Source organism: Acidimicrobiia bacterium (assembly GCA_040902765.1).
Classification (GTDB): Bacteria; Actinomycetota; Acidimicrobiia; order Spongiisociales; family UBA11373; genus DATKBG01.
This window is the reverse complement of record JBBDWO010000027.1, coordinates 1-15,132: the sequence shown is the minus strand read 5'-3', so window position 1 is coordinate 15,132 and position 15,132 is coordinate 1. Positions and strand designations below refer to the sequence as shown.

At 67.1% G+C, this 15,132-nt stretch carries 13 protein-coding genes; 12 read left to right on the top strand and 1 reads right to left on the bottom strand.

The window, feature by feature from the left end:
• The first annotated feature begins 90 nt into the window (after positions 1 to 90).
• From manB to ahcY, 4 genes are all read left to right on the top strand, one after another.
• Positions 91 to 1,422 carry a phosphomannomutase/phosphoglucomutase gene (manB, locus tag WEA29_07485; protein MEX2323599.1) on the top strand — a complete coding sequence of 444 codons (1,332 nt, stop codon included), beginning with the start codon at positions 91 to 93 and terminating at the stop codon, positions 1,420 to 1,422.
• The gene (locus WEA29_07480) at positions 1,423 to 1,599 is read left to right on the top strand and encodes a Trm112 family protein (protein MEX2323598.1); all 177 of its coding nucleotides are present in this window, start codon (positions 1,423 to 1,425) and stop codon (positions 1,597 to 1,599) included.
• On the top strand, positions 1,592 to 2,572 hold the full coding sequence (locus tag WEA29_07475; GenBank protein ID MEX2323597.1) for a bifunctional phosphoglucose/phosphomannose isomerase: 981 nt from the start codon (positions 1,592 to 1,594) through the stop codon (positions 2,570 to 2,572). Before WEA29_07480 ends, WEA29_07475 begins: the two co-directional genes overlap by 8 nt.
• Before the next feature lie 94 nt (positions 2,573 to 2,666).
• The gene (ahcY, locus tag WEA29_07470) at positions 2,667 to 3,911 is read left to right on the top strand and encodes an adenosylhomocysteinase (GenBank protein ID MEX2323596.1); all 1,245 of its coding nucleotides are present in this window, start codon (positions 2,667 to 2,669) and stop codon (positions 3,909 to 3,911) included.
• Between the two features lie 60 nt (positions 3,912 to 3,971).
• Here ahcY and WEA29_07465 read toward each other — a convergent pair whose 3' ends face one another.
• Positions 3,972 to 5,774: an AAA family ATPase gene (locus WEA29_07465; protein ID MEX2323595.1), complete on the bottom strand. Its 1,803-nt coding sequence runs from the start codon at positions 5,772 to 5,774 to the stop codon at positions 3,972 to 3,974.
• 204 nt (positions 5,775 to 5,978) lie between these two features.
• Between WEA29_07465 and WEA29_07460 the strand changes: the two genes are divergently transcribed.
• The 8 genes from WEA29_07460 to WEA29_07425 all read left to right on the top strand — a co-directional run bounded on the left by WEA29_07460 (position 5,979) and on the right by WEA29_07425 (position 14,961).
• On the top strand, positions 5,979 to 6,506 hold the full coding sequence (locus WEA29_07460) for a hypothetical protein (GenBank protein MEX2323594.1): 528 nt from the start codon (positions 5,979 to 5,981) through the stop codon (positions 6,504 to 6,506).
• Positions 6,507 to 6,632: 126 nt separating this feature from the next.
• The gene (gene raiA, locus WEA29_07455; GenBank protein MEX2323593.1) at positions 6,633 to 7,184 is read left to right on the top strand and encodes a ribosome-associated translation inhibitor RaiA; all 552 of its coding nucleotides are present in this window, start codon (positions 6,633 to 6,635) and stop codon (positions 7,182 to 7,184) included.
• Positions 7,181 to 7,831, top strand: coding sequence for a response regulator transcription factor (locus WEA29_07450; protein MEX2323592.1), 651 nt, complete (start codon positions 7,181 to 7,183; stop codon positions 7,829 to 7,831). The genes raiA and WEA29_07450 overlap by 4 nt, the downstream gene beginning before the upstream one ends.
• Before the next feature lie 139 nt (positions 7,832 to 7,970).
• Complete coding sequence (secA, locus tag WEA29_07445) at positions 7,971 to 10,613, top strand: preprotein translocase subunit SecA (protein ID MEX2323591.1); 2,643 nt, start codon at positions 7,971 to 7,973, stop codon at positions 10,611 to 10,613.
• A gap of 135 nt (positions 10,614 to 10,748) precedes the next feature.
• Positions 10,749 to 11,844 (top strand): peptide chain release factor 2 gene (gene prfB, locus WEA29_07440; protein ID MEX2323590.1). Its coding sequence is split into 2 segments (ribosomal slippage): positions 10,749 to 10,814 and positions 10,816 to 11,844, totalling 1,095 coding nucleotides; the frame shifts between segments, so codons are not numbered across the junction.
• A gap of 287 nt (positions 11,845 to 12,131) precedes the next feature.
• Positions 12,132 to 12,899 (top strand): cell division ATP-binding protein FtsE, encoded by a 768-nt coding sequence (gene ftsE / locus WEA29_07435; GenBank protein ID MEX2323589.1) that lies wholly within the window; start codon positions 12,132 to 12,134, stop codon positions 12,897 to 12,899.
• Positions 12,899 to 13,780 (top strand): permease-like cell division protein FtsX, encoded by an 882-nt coding sequence (locus WEA29_07430; protein ID MEX2323588.1) that lies wholly within the window; start codon positions 12,899 to 12,901, stop codon positions 13,778 to 13,780. The genes ftsE and WEA29_07430 overlap by 1 nt, the downstream gene beginning before the upstream one ends.
• Positions 13,780 to 14,961 carry a peptidoglycan DD-metalloendopeptidase family protein gene (locus tag WEA29_07425; protein ID MEX2323587.1) on the top strand — a complete coding sequence of 394 codons (1,182 nt, stop codon included), beginning with the start codon at positions 13,780 to 13,782 and terminating at the stop codon, positions 14,959 to 14,961. The genes WEA29_07430 and WEA29_07425 overlap by 1 nt, the downstream gene beginning before the upstream one ends.
• Positions 14,962 to 15,132: the final 171 nt, after the last annotated feature.

Sequence of the window (15,132 nt, the reverse complement as noted above, 5' to 3'; positions counted from 1 at the left end):
CTTGCCACAAGCCGAAACCTGATCCCGGGGCGAGCCTATTCGCGCACCCCCTAAGGGGAGGCGCCGTCATCGCCGTAGACTGCCCCTTTCATGGACCTCGCTGACATCTTCAAGGCCTACGACGTACGCGGGACGGTCCCCGACCAGTTGGACGACGATGTCGCCGCCCGCATCGGCGCCGCCTTCGCCGCGTTCACCGGTGTCGAGCGGATCGTGGTGGGCCGCGACGCCCGGACATCCTCGCCGGTACTCGCCGCAGCGGTCATCGACGGGGTCGTATCCCAGGGCGTGGACGTCGACGACATCGGGATGGTGGCGACCGACATGGTGTACTTCGCCTCTGGCGCGCTCGACGAGCCCGGGATCATGGTGACGGCGTCACACAACCCGAAGGGGTACAACGGCATCAAGCTATGTCGTGCCCGGGCCGCACCGGTCGGCATCGACAGCGGCCTCCCCGAGATCAGGCGACTCGCCGAGGACGGTCCTGCTCCCTCGTCGGAGCGAGGTTCCGTTCGCCAGGTCGACATCCTCGACCGGTACCTGACGCACCTGCTGGCCATCGTGGGCGCTTCCGAGGTGCCGGCGATCCGGGTCGGTGTGGATGGCGGCAACGGGGTGGCCGGCGTCGCCATCCCGGCGCTCTTCGAGCGGATACCCGCCCACCTCGTCGGTCTCTACCTGGATCCCGACGGTACGTTCCCCAACCACCACCCGGATCCGCTCCGCCCCGAGAACCTCGTCGACCTCCAGGCTCTCGTGACGAACCAGTACCTGGACCTCGGAATTGCCTTCGACGGCGACGCCGACCGGGCCGTGTTCGTGGACGACCGCGGCATGACCCTGCCGGGCAGCACGGTCACCGCGATGGTCGCCGAGTGGTTCCTCGGGCGTCACCCGGGGAGCAGCATCGTGCACAACCTGATCTGTAGCCGGGCGGTACCCGAGACGGTTCGGGCGGCGGGTGGCACACCGGTACGGACTCGCGTCGGGCACTCGTACATCAAGGCCGTGATGGCCGAGAGCGGCGCCATCTTCGGCGGCGAGCATTCCGGCCACTACTACTACCGGGACAACTTCCGGGCCGACTCCGGAGTCCTCACCATGCTCGTCCTGCTTCGCCTGCTCGGCGGGGGCGAGCCGCTCAGCTCGATGCGGCAAAGGTTCGAGCCGTACGCTCAGTCCGGCGAGATCAACATGCGGGTGGCCGATCAGGATGCTGCCTCGGCCGCGGTGGCCGCTGCCTTTCCCGGGGACCACGATGACCTCGACGGGCTCACCGTCGACCTGGGCGATCGCTGGTTCAACCTGCGGCCTTCGAACACCGAGCCGGTGCTGCGGCTCAACGTCGAGGCCCCCACCGCCGATGCCGTAGGCGATCTGGTGGCTGCGGTGCGGGCGACGATCGACGGGGTGGGTTGAATGCCGATCCCCGAGGTACTCCTCGAGATCCTTGCCTGCATCGAGTGCGGGAGCTCGCTCGACGACCGCGATGACCGACTGGTCTGTCGGGACTGCGGATGCGCCTACCCGGTGCGCGACGGGATACCGATCATGCTGACGGAGGAGATCATCCGGCCGGGAGGCTCAGATGAGTGAGATGAGAGATCTTATCGCCACGCTTCCCGAGCAGCTCCGGTGGGCGGCGGACCTCGACCCACCCGTGATCCCCCCGAGGAGTGAGGCGGTGATCGCCGGGATGGGGGGCTCCGGCATCGCCGGTGACATCGCCGCGGTGATCGCCGAGGCGCAGGGTGCCCGGGTGACGGTCCACAAGTCCTACGGATTGCCGGAATGGGTCGGCGGGGACACCGTCGTCGTTGCGGTGTCTCACAGCGGCGCCACCGAGGAGACGCTCAGCGCGGCCGGGGAGGCCTTGGAGCGCGGCATCCCGCTGGTGACGGTGTCGGTGGGAGGGGAGCTCGCCTCCTTGGACGGCGCCATCGCCCGCGTCGAACTGCCGGACAGTCCCCAGCCACGCGCCGCGGCTGGCCGGCTGTCAGGGTCTGTGTTGCGAGTGCTCGAGGGCGCCGGGGTGCTCTCATCGACCGGTGACGACCTTCGAGAGGCGGCCTCGGTCGTCGAGGAGGTCCTCGCCGACGCCGATTCCGAGGTCGACCGGATCGCCGGGGCGCTTCGGGGGCGGGTCACGGTGATCTATGGGGGTGCCGGAGTCGGAGCCGTCGCCGCCGGCCGCTGGAAGGCGCAAATCAACGAAAACGGCAAGGCTCCGGCGTTCTGGGCGACGTTGCCCGAGGCGAACCACAACGAGATCGTCGGCTGGACGGCTCTTCCCGATCTCAGCCGTGACTCGATGGCCGTGGTCTTCCTCGAGGACGAGCACGACCATCCGCGCGTGACGCTTCGGTCCACCGTGACGCGTGAGCTGATGGCGCGATCGGTTCCGATCGCCGGGGTGGTCACCGCGCGGGGGATCAGTCCCCTGGCGAGGATCATGGCCCTGTCCGTCGTCGGCGACCTGGTGTCGGTCCGCCTGGCCGAGTTGGCCGACGTCGACCCGGTGCCCGTAGAGATCATCGAAGACCTCAAGCAGCGCCTCGCAGATGAGTAGCGAGTAGCGAATTGCGAATTGCGAATTGCGAATGACCAAGATTGACGCTCCGGCTGAAGCCCGAGCCTGGAGCCTGAAGACTGGAGTGCCCTGAATGTCCGATATCGCTGATCCGAGCCTCGCCGACGCCGGACGGTTACGCGTCGAATGGGCCAACAGCCGGATGCCGGTGCTGGCATCGGTTCGCGAGCGCTTCGAGCGGGACCTTCCGCTCGCTGGGCATACGGTCGCCGCCTGCCTGCATGTGACCGCGGAGACGGCGAACCTCATGCTCACTCTGCGCGCCGGCGGAGCCGACGTGGCCCTCTGCGCCTCCAACCCGCTGTCCACTCAGGACGACGTTGCTGCGGCGCTCGTCGCCGATGGGATCCCGGTGTACGCGGTTCGAGGCGAGGACGCCGACACCTACTACCAGCACATTCGCCAGGTGCTCGACATGAACCCCGACGTCACCATGGACGATGGGGCGGATCTCGTCACCACCCTGCTCAAGGAGCGCCCGGATCAAAAGGTCATCGGGTCGACGGAAGAGACCACTACCGGCGTCATCCGGCTCCGGGCGATGGCCGAGTCGGGGGTGCTGCGGTTCCCGGTGGTGGCGGTCAACGATTCGGCGACGAAGCATCTCTTCGACAACCGTCACGGCACCGGCCAGTCGGCCCTCGACGGAGTGATCCGGGCGACCAACCTGCTGATCGCCGGCAAGACCGTGGTGGTGATCGGTTACGGCGACTGCGGCGTCGGGGTCACCGCCCGGTCGCGGGGCATGGGCGCTCGAGTGGTGGTGGTCGAGGTCGATCCGGTGCGGGCACTCGCTGCGGCCATGGAGGGCTACACGGTGGCGACAATGGAACAGGCTGCCGCGATGGGCGATCTGTTCATCACCGTCACCGGCAACACGAGCGTCATCCGGGGCGAGCACTTCGATCTCATGCACGACGGGGTCATCCTGGCCAATGCGGGCCACTTCGACGTGGAGATCGACCTGGAGGAGCTCGAGCACCGATCCACCGGCAGACGGCGACTCCGCCACGAGTTGGACGAGTGGACGCTGCCCGACGGTCGCCGCATCCACGTGATCGCCGAGGGGCGACTGGTCAACCTGGGCGCTGCCGAGGGTCACCCCGCCGAGGTGATGGACATGTCGTTCTCCAACCAGGCACTCGCCGCCGAGTGGCTGATCCGGGTGGGTGGTGAGCTCGAGCCCGAGGTGCACCGGCTCCCGGAGTATCTCGACGGTGAGGTTGCGGCGATCGCCCTGCGTCACCTGGGCGGTTCACTCGATGTGCTCACGCCCGAGCAGGAGGCGTACCTGGGGTCCTGGGAGCAGGGGACGTGAGTCAGGCGCCAGCTACCAGTCGCCAGCTTCCGGCCAGAATGTCGCCAGGGTCGTCGGGAGTCAGCCCGTCGTCGCCGGTGGCTGGTAGCTGGTAGCTGGTAGTTCGTCGCCGACCCCGACCTTCATCGGCCCGGCGCTCTCGATCACTTCGATGATCTCGCGTGCGACCAACTCGTCGCGCACCAGCAGGGCATCGCGGAGTGCTTCGATGAGGTGCCGGTTGTCGTGGAGCAGCGCCTTGACGACGTCTCGCTGTTCGTCGAGGATCCGCTCGACCGCCTGGCGAGCCATCCGGTCGGAGAGGACGCGCGTCACCAGGTCGCCGCTGAGCGGACCGGCGTCGGCGCCGCGGAACGAAACCAGTGATCCTCCCTGTCCCATGGAGCCGACCATCTCGGCGGCAAGGGCGGTGGCGGTGGCCAGGTCGCCGGCAGGGCCGGTTCCCGACTCCCCGTAGAACATCTGCTCGGCCACCATGCCGCCGAGGGCGATCTGGATGAGGGCGATCGTCTCGGAGCGGCGACGCGTGTAGCGCTCCTCGGTGGCGCTGTGGGCTAGCAGGCCGAGAGCATCCTTGCGCTTGACGATCGACAACATCTCGAGTTTGCGGCCCCGCCCGACCATGTGCGCCACCACGGCGTGACCGGACTCATGAACGGCGATGGTCTGGCGTTCCTCTGCGGTGTACTCGACCGGCTCGGCGAGTCCGATCTCGGTGTCCATCCGGGCCCGGCGCACGTCGTCGATGCTGAGGCGCCCCCGTTCGTCGCGCAGCGCGAACAGCAGGGCCTCGTCGAACAGGCGCTCCAATGCCGCCGGTGAGTACCCCATGGTCACCGCCGACAGGTCGTCGCGGGCTTCCTCGCTGACCGACTCGTCGTGGGCCTTGGATTCGAGGAAGTAGTCGATCAACTCGCGTCGCTGTCGCTTGCCGGGGAGCCCGAAGTGCAGGGACCGGTCGAACCGGCCGGGCCTGAGGAGGGCGGGATCGAGAGTGTCGGCCCGGTTGGTGGCACCGATGAGCAGCACGTTGGCGAAGGCAGGCATGCGGGTCTTCAGGTGGAGGTGCGGCGGGAGGAACCGATTGACGCCTCGTTTGAGTGCGTTCTTGAAGAGCACGCCCCGCGGCGGATCGTCGAAAGACTGCATCTGGACCAGCAGCTCGTTGACGACGCCGCCAACGCCCTCGGAGATGGCCCGGTCGACCCGGGTGGTGCTCGCCGTCGCCTGGTTCATGCCTCCGCGACGGCCTCCGATGGCGTCGAACTCCTCGATGAACCCGATGGCCCCGCCCTCGAGACGAGCGATCTTGCGCAGCTTTCGGAAGTAGGACCTGATCTTGCGAGCCGTGGCCCCGTACCACATGCTCTGAAAGGCCGTCGAGGAGACGAACAGGAACGGCACGCCGGCCTCTCGGGCCAGCGCCTTGGCGGTGTGCGTCTTGCCGGTGCCGGGCGGCCCCTCGAAGAGGAGCCCCCGGCGGGGGCGCCCTCCCATGTCGTCGGTGAAGTGGCGGTGGTTGAGAAACACCTCGAGCGAGTGTTCCACCTCGACCCGGACCTGACCCATGCCGCGGATGTCGTCGAAACCGACGTCGATCTGCTCGGGCAGGAACATGATGTCGGGGGAGCGCCCGTTCCCGAGGGTCTGCACGACGATCAGGGCGCCGATCAGCAGGACGATCAGCAGCAGCGGCAGCCACATCATGAAGTCGGGTCCGAAGTCGGGCCATCCGGGTGAGACCGGGTTGCCGGCGGCCACTCGAATCCACAGCCAGGCCACGACCGGGGCCAGGAACCAGGCGACGCGACGGAGACGCTTCCTGCGCTGTTCCTCCCGGGCCCGGGCGACGTCGACGACCATCACCGAACCCTAGACCCTCCTGGTAGGCATACCTCAATACACACAGTGGTCAACCGGGTGTCATTGCTCACCGCACATCAGAACTAGTCAGCATCCGGTTGCCGGTTGCCGGTTGTCTGTCTGCCTTCTGCCTTCCGGTACATACCCCTGGCGCCACCCACCAATGGCACATAGGTTGCGCTCGTGCCTTGTCTCGTTTGCAGCGTGGCGTCGCCACAGGGGCTGTGCCTCTCGTGCATCGCCACGCTGCGTCGCGCCCCGGACGTGGTCCGGCGTGGGCTGCTGATCCGACCGGCGCTGGTTCACGATGGCGTCGCCCGCACGCTGGTCCACCGGCTCAAGTACGAGGCGTCCCCCCGGGCGGCATCGGTGCTCGCCATGATGCTGGCGACGCGACTGCCGACCGATGCCGCGGCGCTCGTGGCGGTGCCGCGCGTGATCGCCCGCCGCTGGCGATACGGCGTCGACCCGGGTCGAGAGCTCGCCCGGGCGCTGGCCCGGCGGACCGGCCTGCCGATGGCGGACCCCCTCCGGCCCGCGCTATGGACGGCGCGTCGGGCCGGTCCGGCGGGACGCCGCCGCGGCGTCCCCAGGTTCGGCGCCTCCGGTCAGGCACCCGCCGGTGCCGTTCTCGTCGACGACGTGGTCACCACCGGGGCGACTCTGCTCGCCGCGGCGAACGCCTGTGGCGCCTCCCGGGCGGTCACGGTCACATCTGCCGTTCGGCCCTGACTCGCGGCGTGGCAGGCGATACGATCGGGGTGTGCCCGTCCCACGGTGGCCGACGATGGTGAGGTGTTCCACCTCCCGACAGCCGCCCTCTCGCGGCGGGTCATCCGTTCCCACGAAAGGAGTGCCGTGGATATTCGCGTCCACATGAAGCACATCGATCTGACCGACGAGCTGCGCGACCTGGCCCGCGAGAAGGTGACTCACGCCGTCCGTGTCTTCGACGGCGCGGTCGACTCGGTCGCCCTCGAGTTCAGTGAGCGGCAGAACCCTCGCCGGGCCGACGAGCGGTTCCGGATGGAGATCACCACGCTGGTGACCGGCCGGGTGGTCAGGGTGGAAGCGGCCGCACCGGAGCCTCGCACTGCTATCGACCAGGCGACCGATCGCTTCGAGCGGAGGCTGCGCGACCTGAAAGAGCGACTCATCACAACCCACCGGCGTGGCGAGAAACGACTCAATGACCCCCAGTGGCGAGACGAAGATGAAAGAGAAGACCGGGTTCTCGCCATCGACCGGGTGAAACGGTTTGAGGTAAAGCCCATGACCACAGAGGAGGCAGCCCTCCAGATGGAACTGCTAGGACACAGTTTCTACTTGTTCCTCAATGCCGACACGGATCGCTACAGCGTGCTGTACCGCCGGTCGGATGGGAGCCTGGGGCTGATCGAAGCCGTATGAATGTTTCCGTACTCGTCGTAGACGACGTCGAACTGTTCCGCTTCGGACTCTCCGCCGCTCTGGAGCGGGAAGGGTTCACCGTGCTCGCCCAGGCATCTGACGCCGAGGCTGCGGTGGTTGCCGCCCGGCGGCTGCAGCCCGACCTCGTGGTGCTCGACATCATGATGCCCGGCCTGTCGGGTCTCGACGTCGTGGGGCGGGTGCGCGAGGCCGCACCGGACAGCGCAGTGGTGATGCTCACCGGGAGCGAGTCGGAGGAGGATCTCATCACCTGCATCCGCGCCGGAGTTCGGGGCTATCTGGTCAAGGACGTGCCGTTCGATCGGCTCGCCCGGTCACTCAACGATGTCGCCTCGGGTGGTGCCGCCATCTCACCGGTGATGGCCGGCAAGCTCCTCGACGTCATGGCGCTCGCCCTTCGCCATCCCGAGTTCGCCTCGGCGCGCAAGCCGGCGCTCACCGGTCGAGAGATCGAAGTGCTCGATCACGTCTCCCAGGGCCTCACCTCCAAGGAGATCGGCGAGGAGCTCTTCATCTCGGAGAACACGGTGAAGAACCACGTCCGCAACATCCTCGACAAGCTCGGCGTCCACAGCCGCAACGAAGCCGTGCTCTACGCGGTCCGCGAGAACCTGATAGCCATCTAGCTGCCAGCTGCCAGCTGCCAGCTGCCGGCTGCCGGCTCCAGCAAGAGCACGGCGGATCGTGGGAGCCGGTAGCCGGTAGCGGGTAGCCGGGGGCGCCTGTCTTATCGAAACCCCCGTTTGGCCGTAAAGTGAGTCCCTCATGGCCCTTCTCAAGAAGCTGCTGAGCGCGGGCGAAGGCAAGAAACGCAAGGGACTCGAGGCGGTCGTAGACCGGGTCAAAGACCTCGAAACCGAGATTCAGCCCCTCTCCGACGATCAGCTCGCTGCCAAGACCCAGGAATTCAAGCGTCGGCTCGCCGACGGAGAAACCCTCGAGGACATCGAGCCCGAGGCGTACGCCGTGGTGCGGGAAGCCGCCCGTCGCGTGCTGAGGGAACGGCCCTACGACGTCCAGGTGTTGGGCGCGGCCGTGCTCCATCGGCATTCCATCGCCGAGATGAAGACCGGTGAGGGCAAGACCCTCGTGTCGACCATGCCGGTGTACCTGAATGCCCTCACCGGGCGCGGCGTCCATGTGGTCACCGTCAACGACTACCTGGCGCGCCGTGACGCCGAGTGGATGGGCGGGGTGCACCGATCCCTGGGCCTCTCGGTCGGACTCATCCAGTCTGGCCAGCACCCCGACGAACGGCGCCCCCAGTACCAGTCGGACATCACCTACGGCACCAACAACGAGTTCGGGTTCGACTATCTGCGCGACAACATGTCGATGGACCCGGCGCAGATGGTCCAGCGGGGCCACTACTTCGCCATCGTGGACGAGGTCGACTCGATCCTCATCGACGAGGCTCGCACGCCGCTCATCATCAGCGGCACGGTCGGTGAGACCGCCAAGTGGTATCGGGACTTCTCCCGGATCGCCAACCGCTTGAAGCCTGAACTGCACTACACGGTGGACGAGGCCAAGCGACAGGTGATCACCACCGAGGCCGGCGTAACCCAGGTGGAGCAGTTCCTCGGCGTCGAGAACCTGTACGACCACGTGAACGTGGACTTCATCCACCACCTCGACGTGGCCCTGCGGGCAAGGGCGCTCTATCACCGTGACGTCGACTACGTGGTGGCCAACGGCGAGATCAAGATCGTCGACGAGTTCACCGGCCGCATCCTGGAGGGCCGTCGTTACAGCGAGGGCATCCATCAGGCGATCGAGGCCAAAGAGGGGGTGCGGATCAAGGAGGAGAATCAGACCCTCGCCACGATCACCCTGCAGAACTACTTCCGGCTCTATGAGAAGCTCGGTGGCATGACCGGTACCGCCGCCACCGAGGCCGCCGAGTTCAGCGAGATCTACCGGCTCGACGTGGTGGATGTTCCCACCAACATGCCGGTGGCTCGCGCCGACGAGGCCGACCTCATCTACATGACCGAGGACTCCAAGTTCAACGCCCTCACCGAAGACATCGTGGAACGCCATGCCGCCGGCCAGCCGATCCTCATCGGCACCGTATCGATCGAGAAGTCGGAGCGGCTGTCCAACGTGCTGCGTAAGCGGGGCATCGACCACGAGGTGCTGAACGCCAAGAACCACGAACGGGAGGCGGCGATCATCGCCCAGGCCGGTCGAATCGGCGCGGTGACCGTCGCCACCAACATGGCCGGACGAGGCGTCGACATCAAGCTCGGTGGCAATCCCGACGAGATGGCCCGCATGGAGCTGCGCAAGCGGGGCATCGAGTCTTCCGACGATGCGTTCGAGGACGCCTTCGCCAAGGAGGTGAGCCGCTTCGCCGCCGAACGCAAGGCGGAGCACGACAAGGTGATCGAATTGGGCGGCCTGTACGTCCTGGGAACCGAGCGCCATGAGTCCCGGCGCATCGACAATCAGCTGCGTGGTCGGTCCGGTCGTCAGGGAGATCCGGGTGAGTCCCGCTTCTACCTGTCCCTCGAGGATGACCTCATGCGCCGCTTCGCCTGGGAGCGGATTCAGGCGGTGATGCGCCGCTTCAAGTTGCCCGAGGACGTGCCCATCGAGCACAACATGGTGACGAAGGCGATCGAGCGGGCGCAGCGGCAGGTGGAGTCGCAGAACTTCGAGATCCGCAAGAACGTGCTCAAGTACGACGAGGTGATGAACATGCAGCGGTCCGTCATCTACGAGTGGCGTCAGCGGGTGCTGATGGGTGACGACATCGAGTCGCTCATCCGCGGCTGGCTGGACGAGGCCGTGGAGGGCGCCGTCGGCGAGATCATCAGCGACGAGGTGGCGCCACGGGAGTGGGACATGGAGTTGCTGCACCAGCGGGTGACGCAGGTCATTCCGTTCAGCGAGAGTCCCGAGTCCCTGGTCGGCGACGCAGACGGCGTGGCCAGCGTGGCCGAGCGGATCGCCGAGATGGGTCAGGACCTGTACACGAAGCGTGCCGAGAAATTCGGACCGGAGAAGGTCCGGGTGATGGAGCGCCAGGTGGTCCTCCAGCTGGTCGACACCAAGTGGCGCGAGCACCTCGCCGAGATGGACTATCTGCGATCGGGCGTCGGGTTGCGCGCGATGGGTCAGCGCGATCCGTTGGTGGAGTATCAGCGCGAGGGCTACGACATGTTCGCCGCCATGGTCGACTCCATCAAGGAGGACTCGGTCCGGGTGATCATGCACGCCGAGCCGGTCACCGAGCAACGGCGGGTCCGGGAGCCCGGCGTCAAACTGGGTCCGGTTCCGGCGGGCGGCACAGCGCCCCAGCCCGGCCAGTCGGTGTCGACCGGCGACAAGGTGGGCCGCAACGACCCCTGCCCGTGCGGCAGCGGCAAGAAGTACAAGAAGTGCCACGGCGCGGTCGCGTAGCGACGGCGGCCTCCAGCTCACAGCCCACAGTCGACAGCCAACAGCCAGAGGCTCTGCGACGCGCATTTGCACTCTGGCTGTGAGCTGTTAGCTGTTAGCCGTGAGCTGGACCTGGAGGCATTAGCCTCCAGGTCCATGCAGGATCCTCGCGCTCTCATCGCTTCGCTTCGTTCGCGCCTCGACGACTCCCGGAGGTTCCTTTGACGTCGCAGGCAAGGAAGCTGCACTCCCGCAACTGAGAGAAGAGGCCGCCGATCCGGACCTGTGGTCCGACAACCTCCGTGCGCAAGAAGTGACCCGCATGCTCGCCCGGTACGAGGGGATCGTGGATCGCGTGGCCCGTATGTCGGCGGCCCTCGACGACGCCGCCGAACTGCTGGATCTCGTCGACGACGACAGCCCTGACGCGGCCGAGGTGGCGGCGGACCTCGCATCCATGGAATCAGAGCTGGCGGTCATCGAGCGTGAGACCTTGTTCTTCGGCGACTACGACGAGGCTGCAGCGATCCTCAGCGTCCACGCCGGTGCCGGCGGTGTGGACGCCGCCGACTGGGCCGAGATGCTGCTGCGCATGTACCTCCGGTACCTGGAGCGCAAGGGAATGAGTGTGGAGGTCGATGAGGTGTCCGAGGCCGAGGAGGCGGGTATCCGATCGGCGACCGTGACGGTCCGCGGCGAGCGCCCGTATGGCGTCCTGGAGGGCGAGCGGGGGGTGCATCGGTTGGTGCGCATCAGCCCCTTCGACTCGGCATCCCGCCGTCACACGTCGTTTGCAGGCGTCGATGTGATTCCGGAAGTTGAGGTCGGGGAGGTCGAGATCGACGAGGAGGATCTCCGCATCGACACGTTCCGGTCGTCCGGCGCCGGCGGCCAGCACGTCAACGTGACCGATTCGGCGGTCCGGATCACCCATCTCCCGACCGGGATCGTTGCCACATGCCAGGCGGAGCGCTCCCAGCTCCAGAACAAGAACCGTGCCATGACGCTGCTGGCGGCCAAGTTGGCCGAGCGGCAGCGTGGTGAGCGGATGGAGCATCTCGACGAGATCCGGGGCGAGCAGGGTGAGGCGGCATGGGGACGCCAGATCAGGTCCTACGTCCTTCAGCCCTACCAACTGGTCAAGGACCTTCGCACCGATCTGGAGGTGGGCAACGTCCAGGGCGTCCTCGACGGCGACCTCGACCCCTTCGTCGACGCCTACCTCCAGTGGCGCCGAGCCAAGCAGGAGTAGCGAGGGCCGAAGCGGGGTGCTTACGCGGTCTCTCTCCCCGAAGGGGGGAGTACCTGACGGCGCAGCCGTCAGGGGAGGGGGGAGGGCTGACGCGCAGCGGCCGTCCGGCGGGGGCGCCGTCTGGCCATGAGCTGACCGCCATGAGCCAACAGCTGTGCGTTCGGGCACTCCCGTGCCCGCACGCACAATCCCATTCATAACGACGACCCCTCACTACTCTCCGAGCCGATCATCCCGAAGGATTCTGAGAGGGTCGCGCGCGAGTCGCGGCCAGCTGGAAGGCACCAATGATTCGGTTGCGAGACGTCGAAAAGGTCTATGACGGCAGCACTGTCGCGCTCAGCGACATCGACCTGGAGATCGACAAGGGCGAGTTCGTGTTCCTGGTCGGGCCCTCCGGCTCCGGCAAGTCGACCCTCATTCGCCTCATGCTCCGCCAGGAGGTCCCGAGCGGGGGCGACATCTGGGTGGCGGGGAAACAGATCAACAAGCTCCCTGCCTGGAAGGTGCCCCTGCTGCGTCGTTCCATTGGCACCGTGTTCCAGGACTTCAAGCTGCTCCCCACCAAGACCGTGTTCGAGAACGTGGCGTTCGCTCTGGAGGTGATCGGCCGCCCCAAGCATGTGATCCGTAGCCAGGTACCCCAGGTGCTGAAGCTGGTCGGTCTCGCCGCCAAGGCGGATCGGCTCCCCACCCAGCTGTCGGGTGGTGAGCAGCAGCGGGTGTCCATCGCCCGGGCCTTCGTCAACCGGCCGCTCATCCTGCTCGCCGACGAGCCCACCGGAAACCTCGACCCGGCGACCTCGGTGGGGATCATGCGCCTGCTGGACCGGATCAACCGCACCGGAACCACCGTGGTTATGGCCACCCACGATCACGCCATCGTCGACGCCATGCGGCGCCGGGTCGTCGCCCTGGAGCGCGGCAAGATCGTTCGCGACCAACGTTCCGGCGCCTACGGCGGCGGCGACGGGTTGGAGGACATCGCCGAGATCGACTTCGACGACGGTTTCGACGGTTCCGACGCTTCCGACGAATCGGACGGGTCGGACTGATGCGGTTCCAGTACCTCCTCGAGCAGGCCCTGTCCAACCTGCGGCGCAACGTGCTGGTGGTGTTCGCCGCGGTCATCGCCGTCTTCGTCATGCTCACCCTGGTCTTCGCCACGATCGTCCTGCGGTGGTCGATCGACCGTGACATCAATCGCTGGGACGACAACGTCCGGGTCATCGCCTTCCTCAGCGATGAGGTACCGATCAGCGAGGTGAACCGCCTCATGGCGGAGATCGAGCAGTGGGACGAGGTGGAGAGCGTCATCTACTTCTCGAAGGCCGAGGCACTGATCGAGTTCCGTGAGCTGTTCGCCGACCAGCCGTCGATGGTGGCGGTCGTCGAGTCGGACCCGTCGATCCTGCCGGCTTCGATCCGGATCCGCCCGACCGAGGCTGCCGACTACAGGGCGATCAGTGACCAACTGGTCGCCGTTCCCGGCATCAAGCAGGTGTCGGCGGCGGATGAGGCGATCGACGCCCTGGTGCAACGGTCGTCGCGCCTGCAGACGTTCGCCTTCTGGATCGTGATCGTGCTCGGCGCCGCCGCGGTGGTGCTGATCGCCAACACGATCCGCATCGCCATCTTCGCCCGCCGCGATGAGATCGGCATCATGAAGCTGGTGGGTGCGGGCAACTGGTTCGTTCGGATTCCGTTCTTTTTCGAAGGCATGTTGGAGGGCCTCGTCGGTGCCACCCTGGCGGTGGCGCTGGTGTGGGCAGCGGCGCCGTCAATCGCCGAGCTGTTCTCCACCACGGTCGAGCCGGGTGCGCTCGTGGTGCCATTCGATTTCTTGGTGCGCCAGTCGCTGCTGGTGCTCGGGTTCGGCGTGGGGACGGGCTTGCTCGGCTCCGCGTTCGGTATGTGGGGCTTCTTGAGGGACTGATGCGCCACCGCGGCGCCGTCGCCCTAGTCACCTGCCTCCTCATCGGGGCCGCCGCTCCGGCTGCCGCCGATCTCAACTCGGACCTCAACGACGTCCGTAACCGCATCCAGGTGCTCAAGGGCCAGGCGGGGGAGACCCGCGGTGCCCGCACCGACGCGGCCAACGCCCTCCTCGATGCTGCGGCCGAGCTCGAGGGTGCCGCCGCGGCGCTCGCCGAAGCAGAGACGCTGCTCGCTGCCACCGACACCGAGATCGCCGCTGCTGAGATGGTCATCGGCGACCTTCGCGTCCGGGTTTCCTATCGCGAGGCGACCGTGGCCGCCGTTCGCAGCCAGCAGGCGAACCTGCTGGAGAAGGTGCAGCAGCGGGTCGTCGAGATGTACATGTCGGCGAGCGAGACGGCGCGGTTGCCGACGCTCGAGTCCGATGTGGAAGAGGCCCGGGTCGGGATCGCCTACGCCTATCGCATCCAGGAGGTGGCCGACCTCGACCTGCACAACTACGAGGCGCTGGAGTTCCAGGCAAGTCACGAGCTGCGGATCCTCGCCGACGAGCGCACCTCCCTGGAGGAGACCGTTGCGGCCCTCGAGGGACGCCGGGCCGAGCAGGACGCGCAGCGGTCGATCGTGGCGGCCCAGGCGGAAGCGGTACGGCAGCAGGTCGCCGCCCAGCAGGCAGAGCTGGACCGGATCGAGAGCGAGATCGCCGCCATCGAAGGCGAGATCGCCTCGCTGGCTCGCGAGGAGGGCCGGATCCGCGCGGTCCTCGCCGACGAACAGTCGGGCTCGGGTTCGGCGCCCGGGGTTCTCATCCGACCGGTCCCCGGTGCGGTGACCAGCGGGTACGGCTACCGGACCCATCCCATCTACGGCGACCGACGACTCCACACCGGCTGGGACTTGACCGCCGGATGCGGGGTACCGATCAAGTCGGGTGCGTCGGGCCGGGTGATCCTCTCGGGCTGGTACGGCGGCTACGGCAACACGATCATCGTCGACCACGGCGGCGGCATGGCCACCCTGTACGCCCACCAGTCGTCGCTGGGTGCCTCCTACAACCAGCAGGTCTCGGCCGGACAGACCATCGGCTGGGTGGGCACCACCGGCCTGTCCACCGCCTGCCACCTCCACTTCGAGGTCCGTATCAACGGCAACCCGGTGGACCCAACGCCGTACATGTGAGCGGCCGGGAGGGGGAGGGCGATCGCGCAGCTGCCGTCTGGTGCGGTGTTTCACTCTCTCCCCCCGAAGGGGGGAGTACCGCCGAAGGCGGGGAGGGGGGAGGGCTAATGCGCACTCGACTCTCTCCCCCCGTAGGGTCCTCCTATGTCAAGGGGTGTTGTTTGAGGGTGC

Coding starts and splice junctions, on each gene's coding strand:
- manB (MEX2323599.1), top strand. CDS start 91: ATGGACCTCGCTGACATCTTCAAGGCCTACGACGTACGCGGGACGGTC.
- WEA29_07480 (MEX2323598.1), top strand. CDS start 1,423: ATGCCGATCCCCGAGGTACTCCTCGAGATCCTTGCCTGCATCGAGTGC.
- WEA29_07475 (MEX2323597.1), top strand. CDS start 1,592: ATGAGTGAGATGAGAGATCTTATCGCCACGCTTCCCGAGCAGCTCCGG.
- ahcY (MEX2323596.1), top strand. CDS start 2,667: ATGTCCGATATCGCTGATCCGAGCCTCGCCGACGCCGGACGGTTACGC.
- WEA29_07465 (MEX2323595.1), bottom strand. CDS start 5,774: ATGGTCGTCGACGTCGCCCGGGCCCGGGAGGAACAGCGCAGGAAGCGT.
- WEA29_07450 (MEX2323592.1), top strand. CDS start 7,181: ATGAATGTTTCCGTACTCGTCGTAGACGACGTCGAACTGTTCCGCTTC.
- secA (MEX2323591.1), top strand. CDS start 7,971: ATGGCCCTTCTCAAGAAGCTGCTGAGCGCGGGCGAAGGCAAGAAACGC.
- ftsE (MEX2323589.1), top strand. CDS start 12,132: ATGATTCGGTTGCGAGACGTCGAAAAGGTCTATGACGGCAGCACTGTC.
- WEA29_07430 (MEX2323588.1), top strand. CDS start 12,899: ATGCGGTTCCAGTACCTCCTCGAGCAGGCCCTGTCCAACCTGCGGCGC.
- WEA29_07425 (MEX2323587.1), top strand. CDS start 13,780: ATGCGCCACCGCGGCGCCGTCGCCCTAGTCACCTGCCTCCTCATCGGG.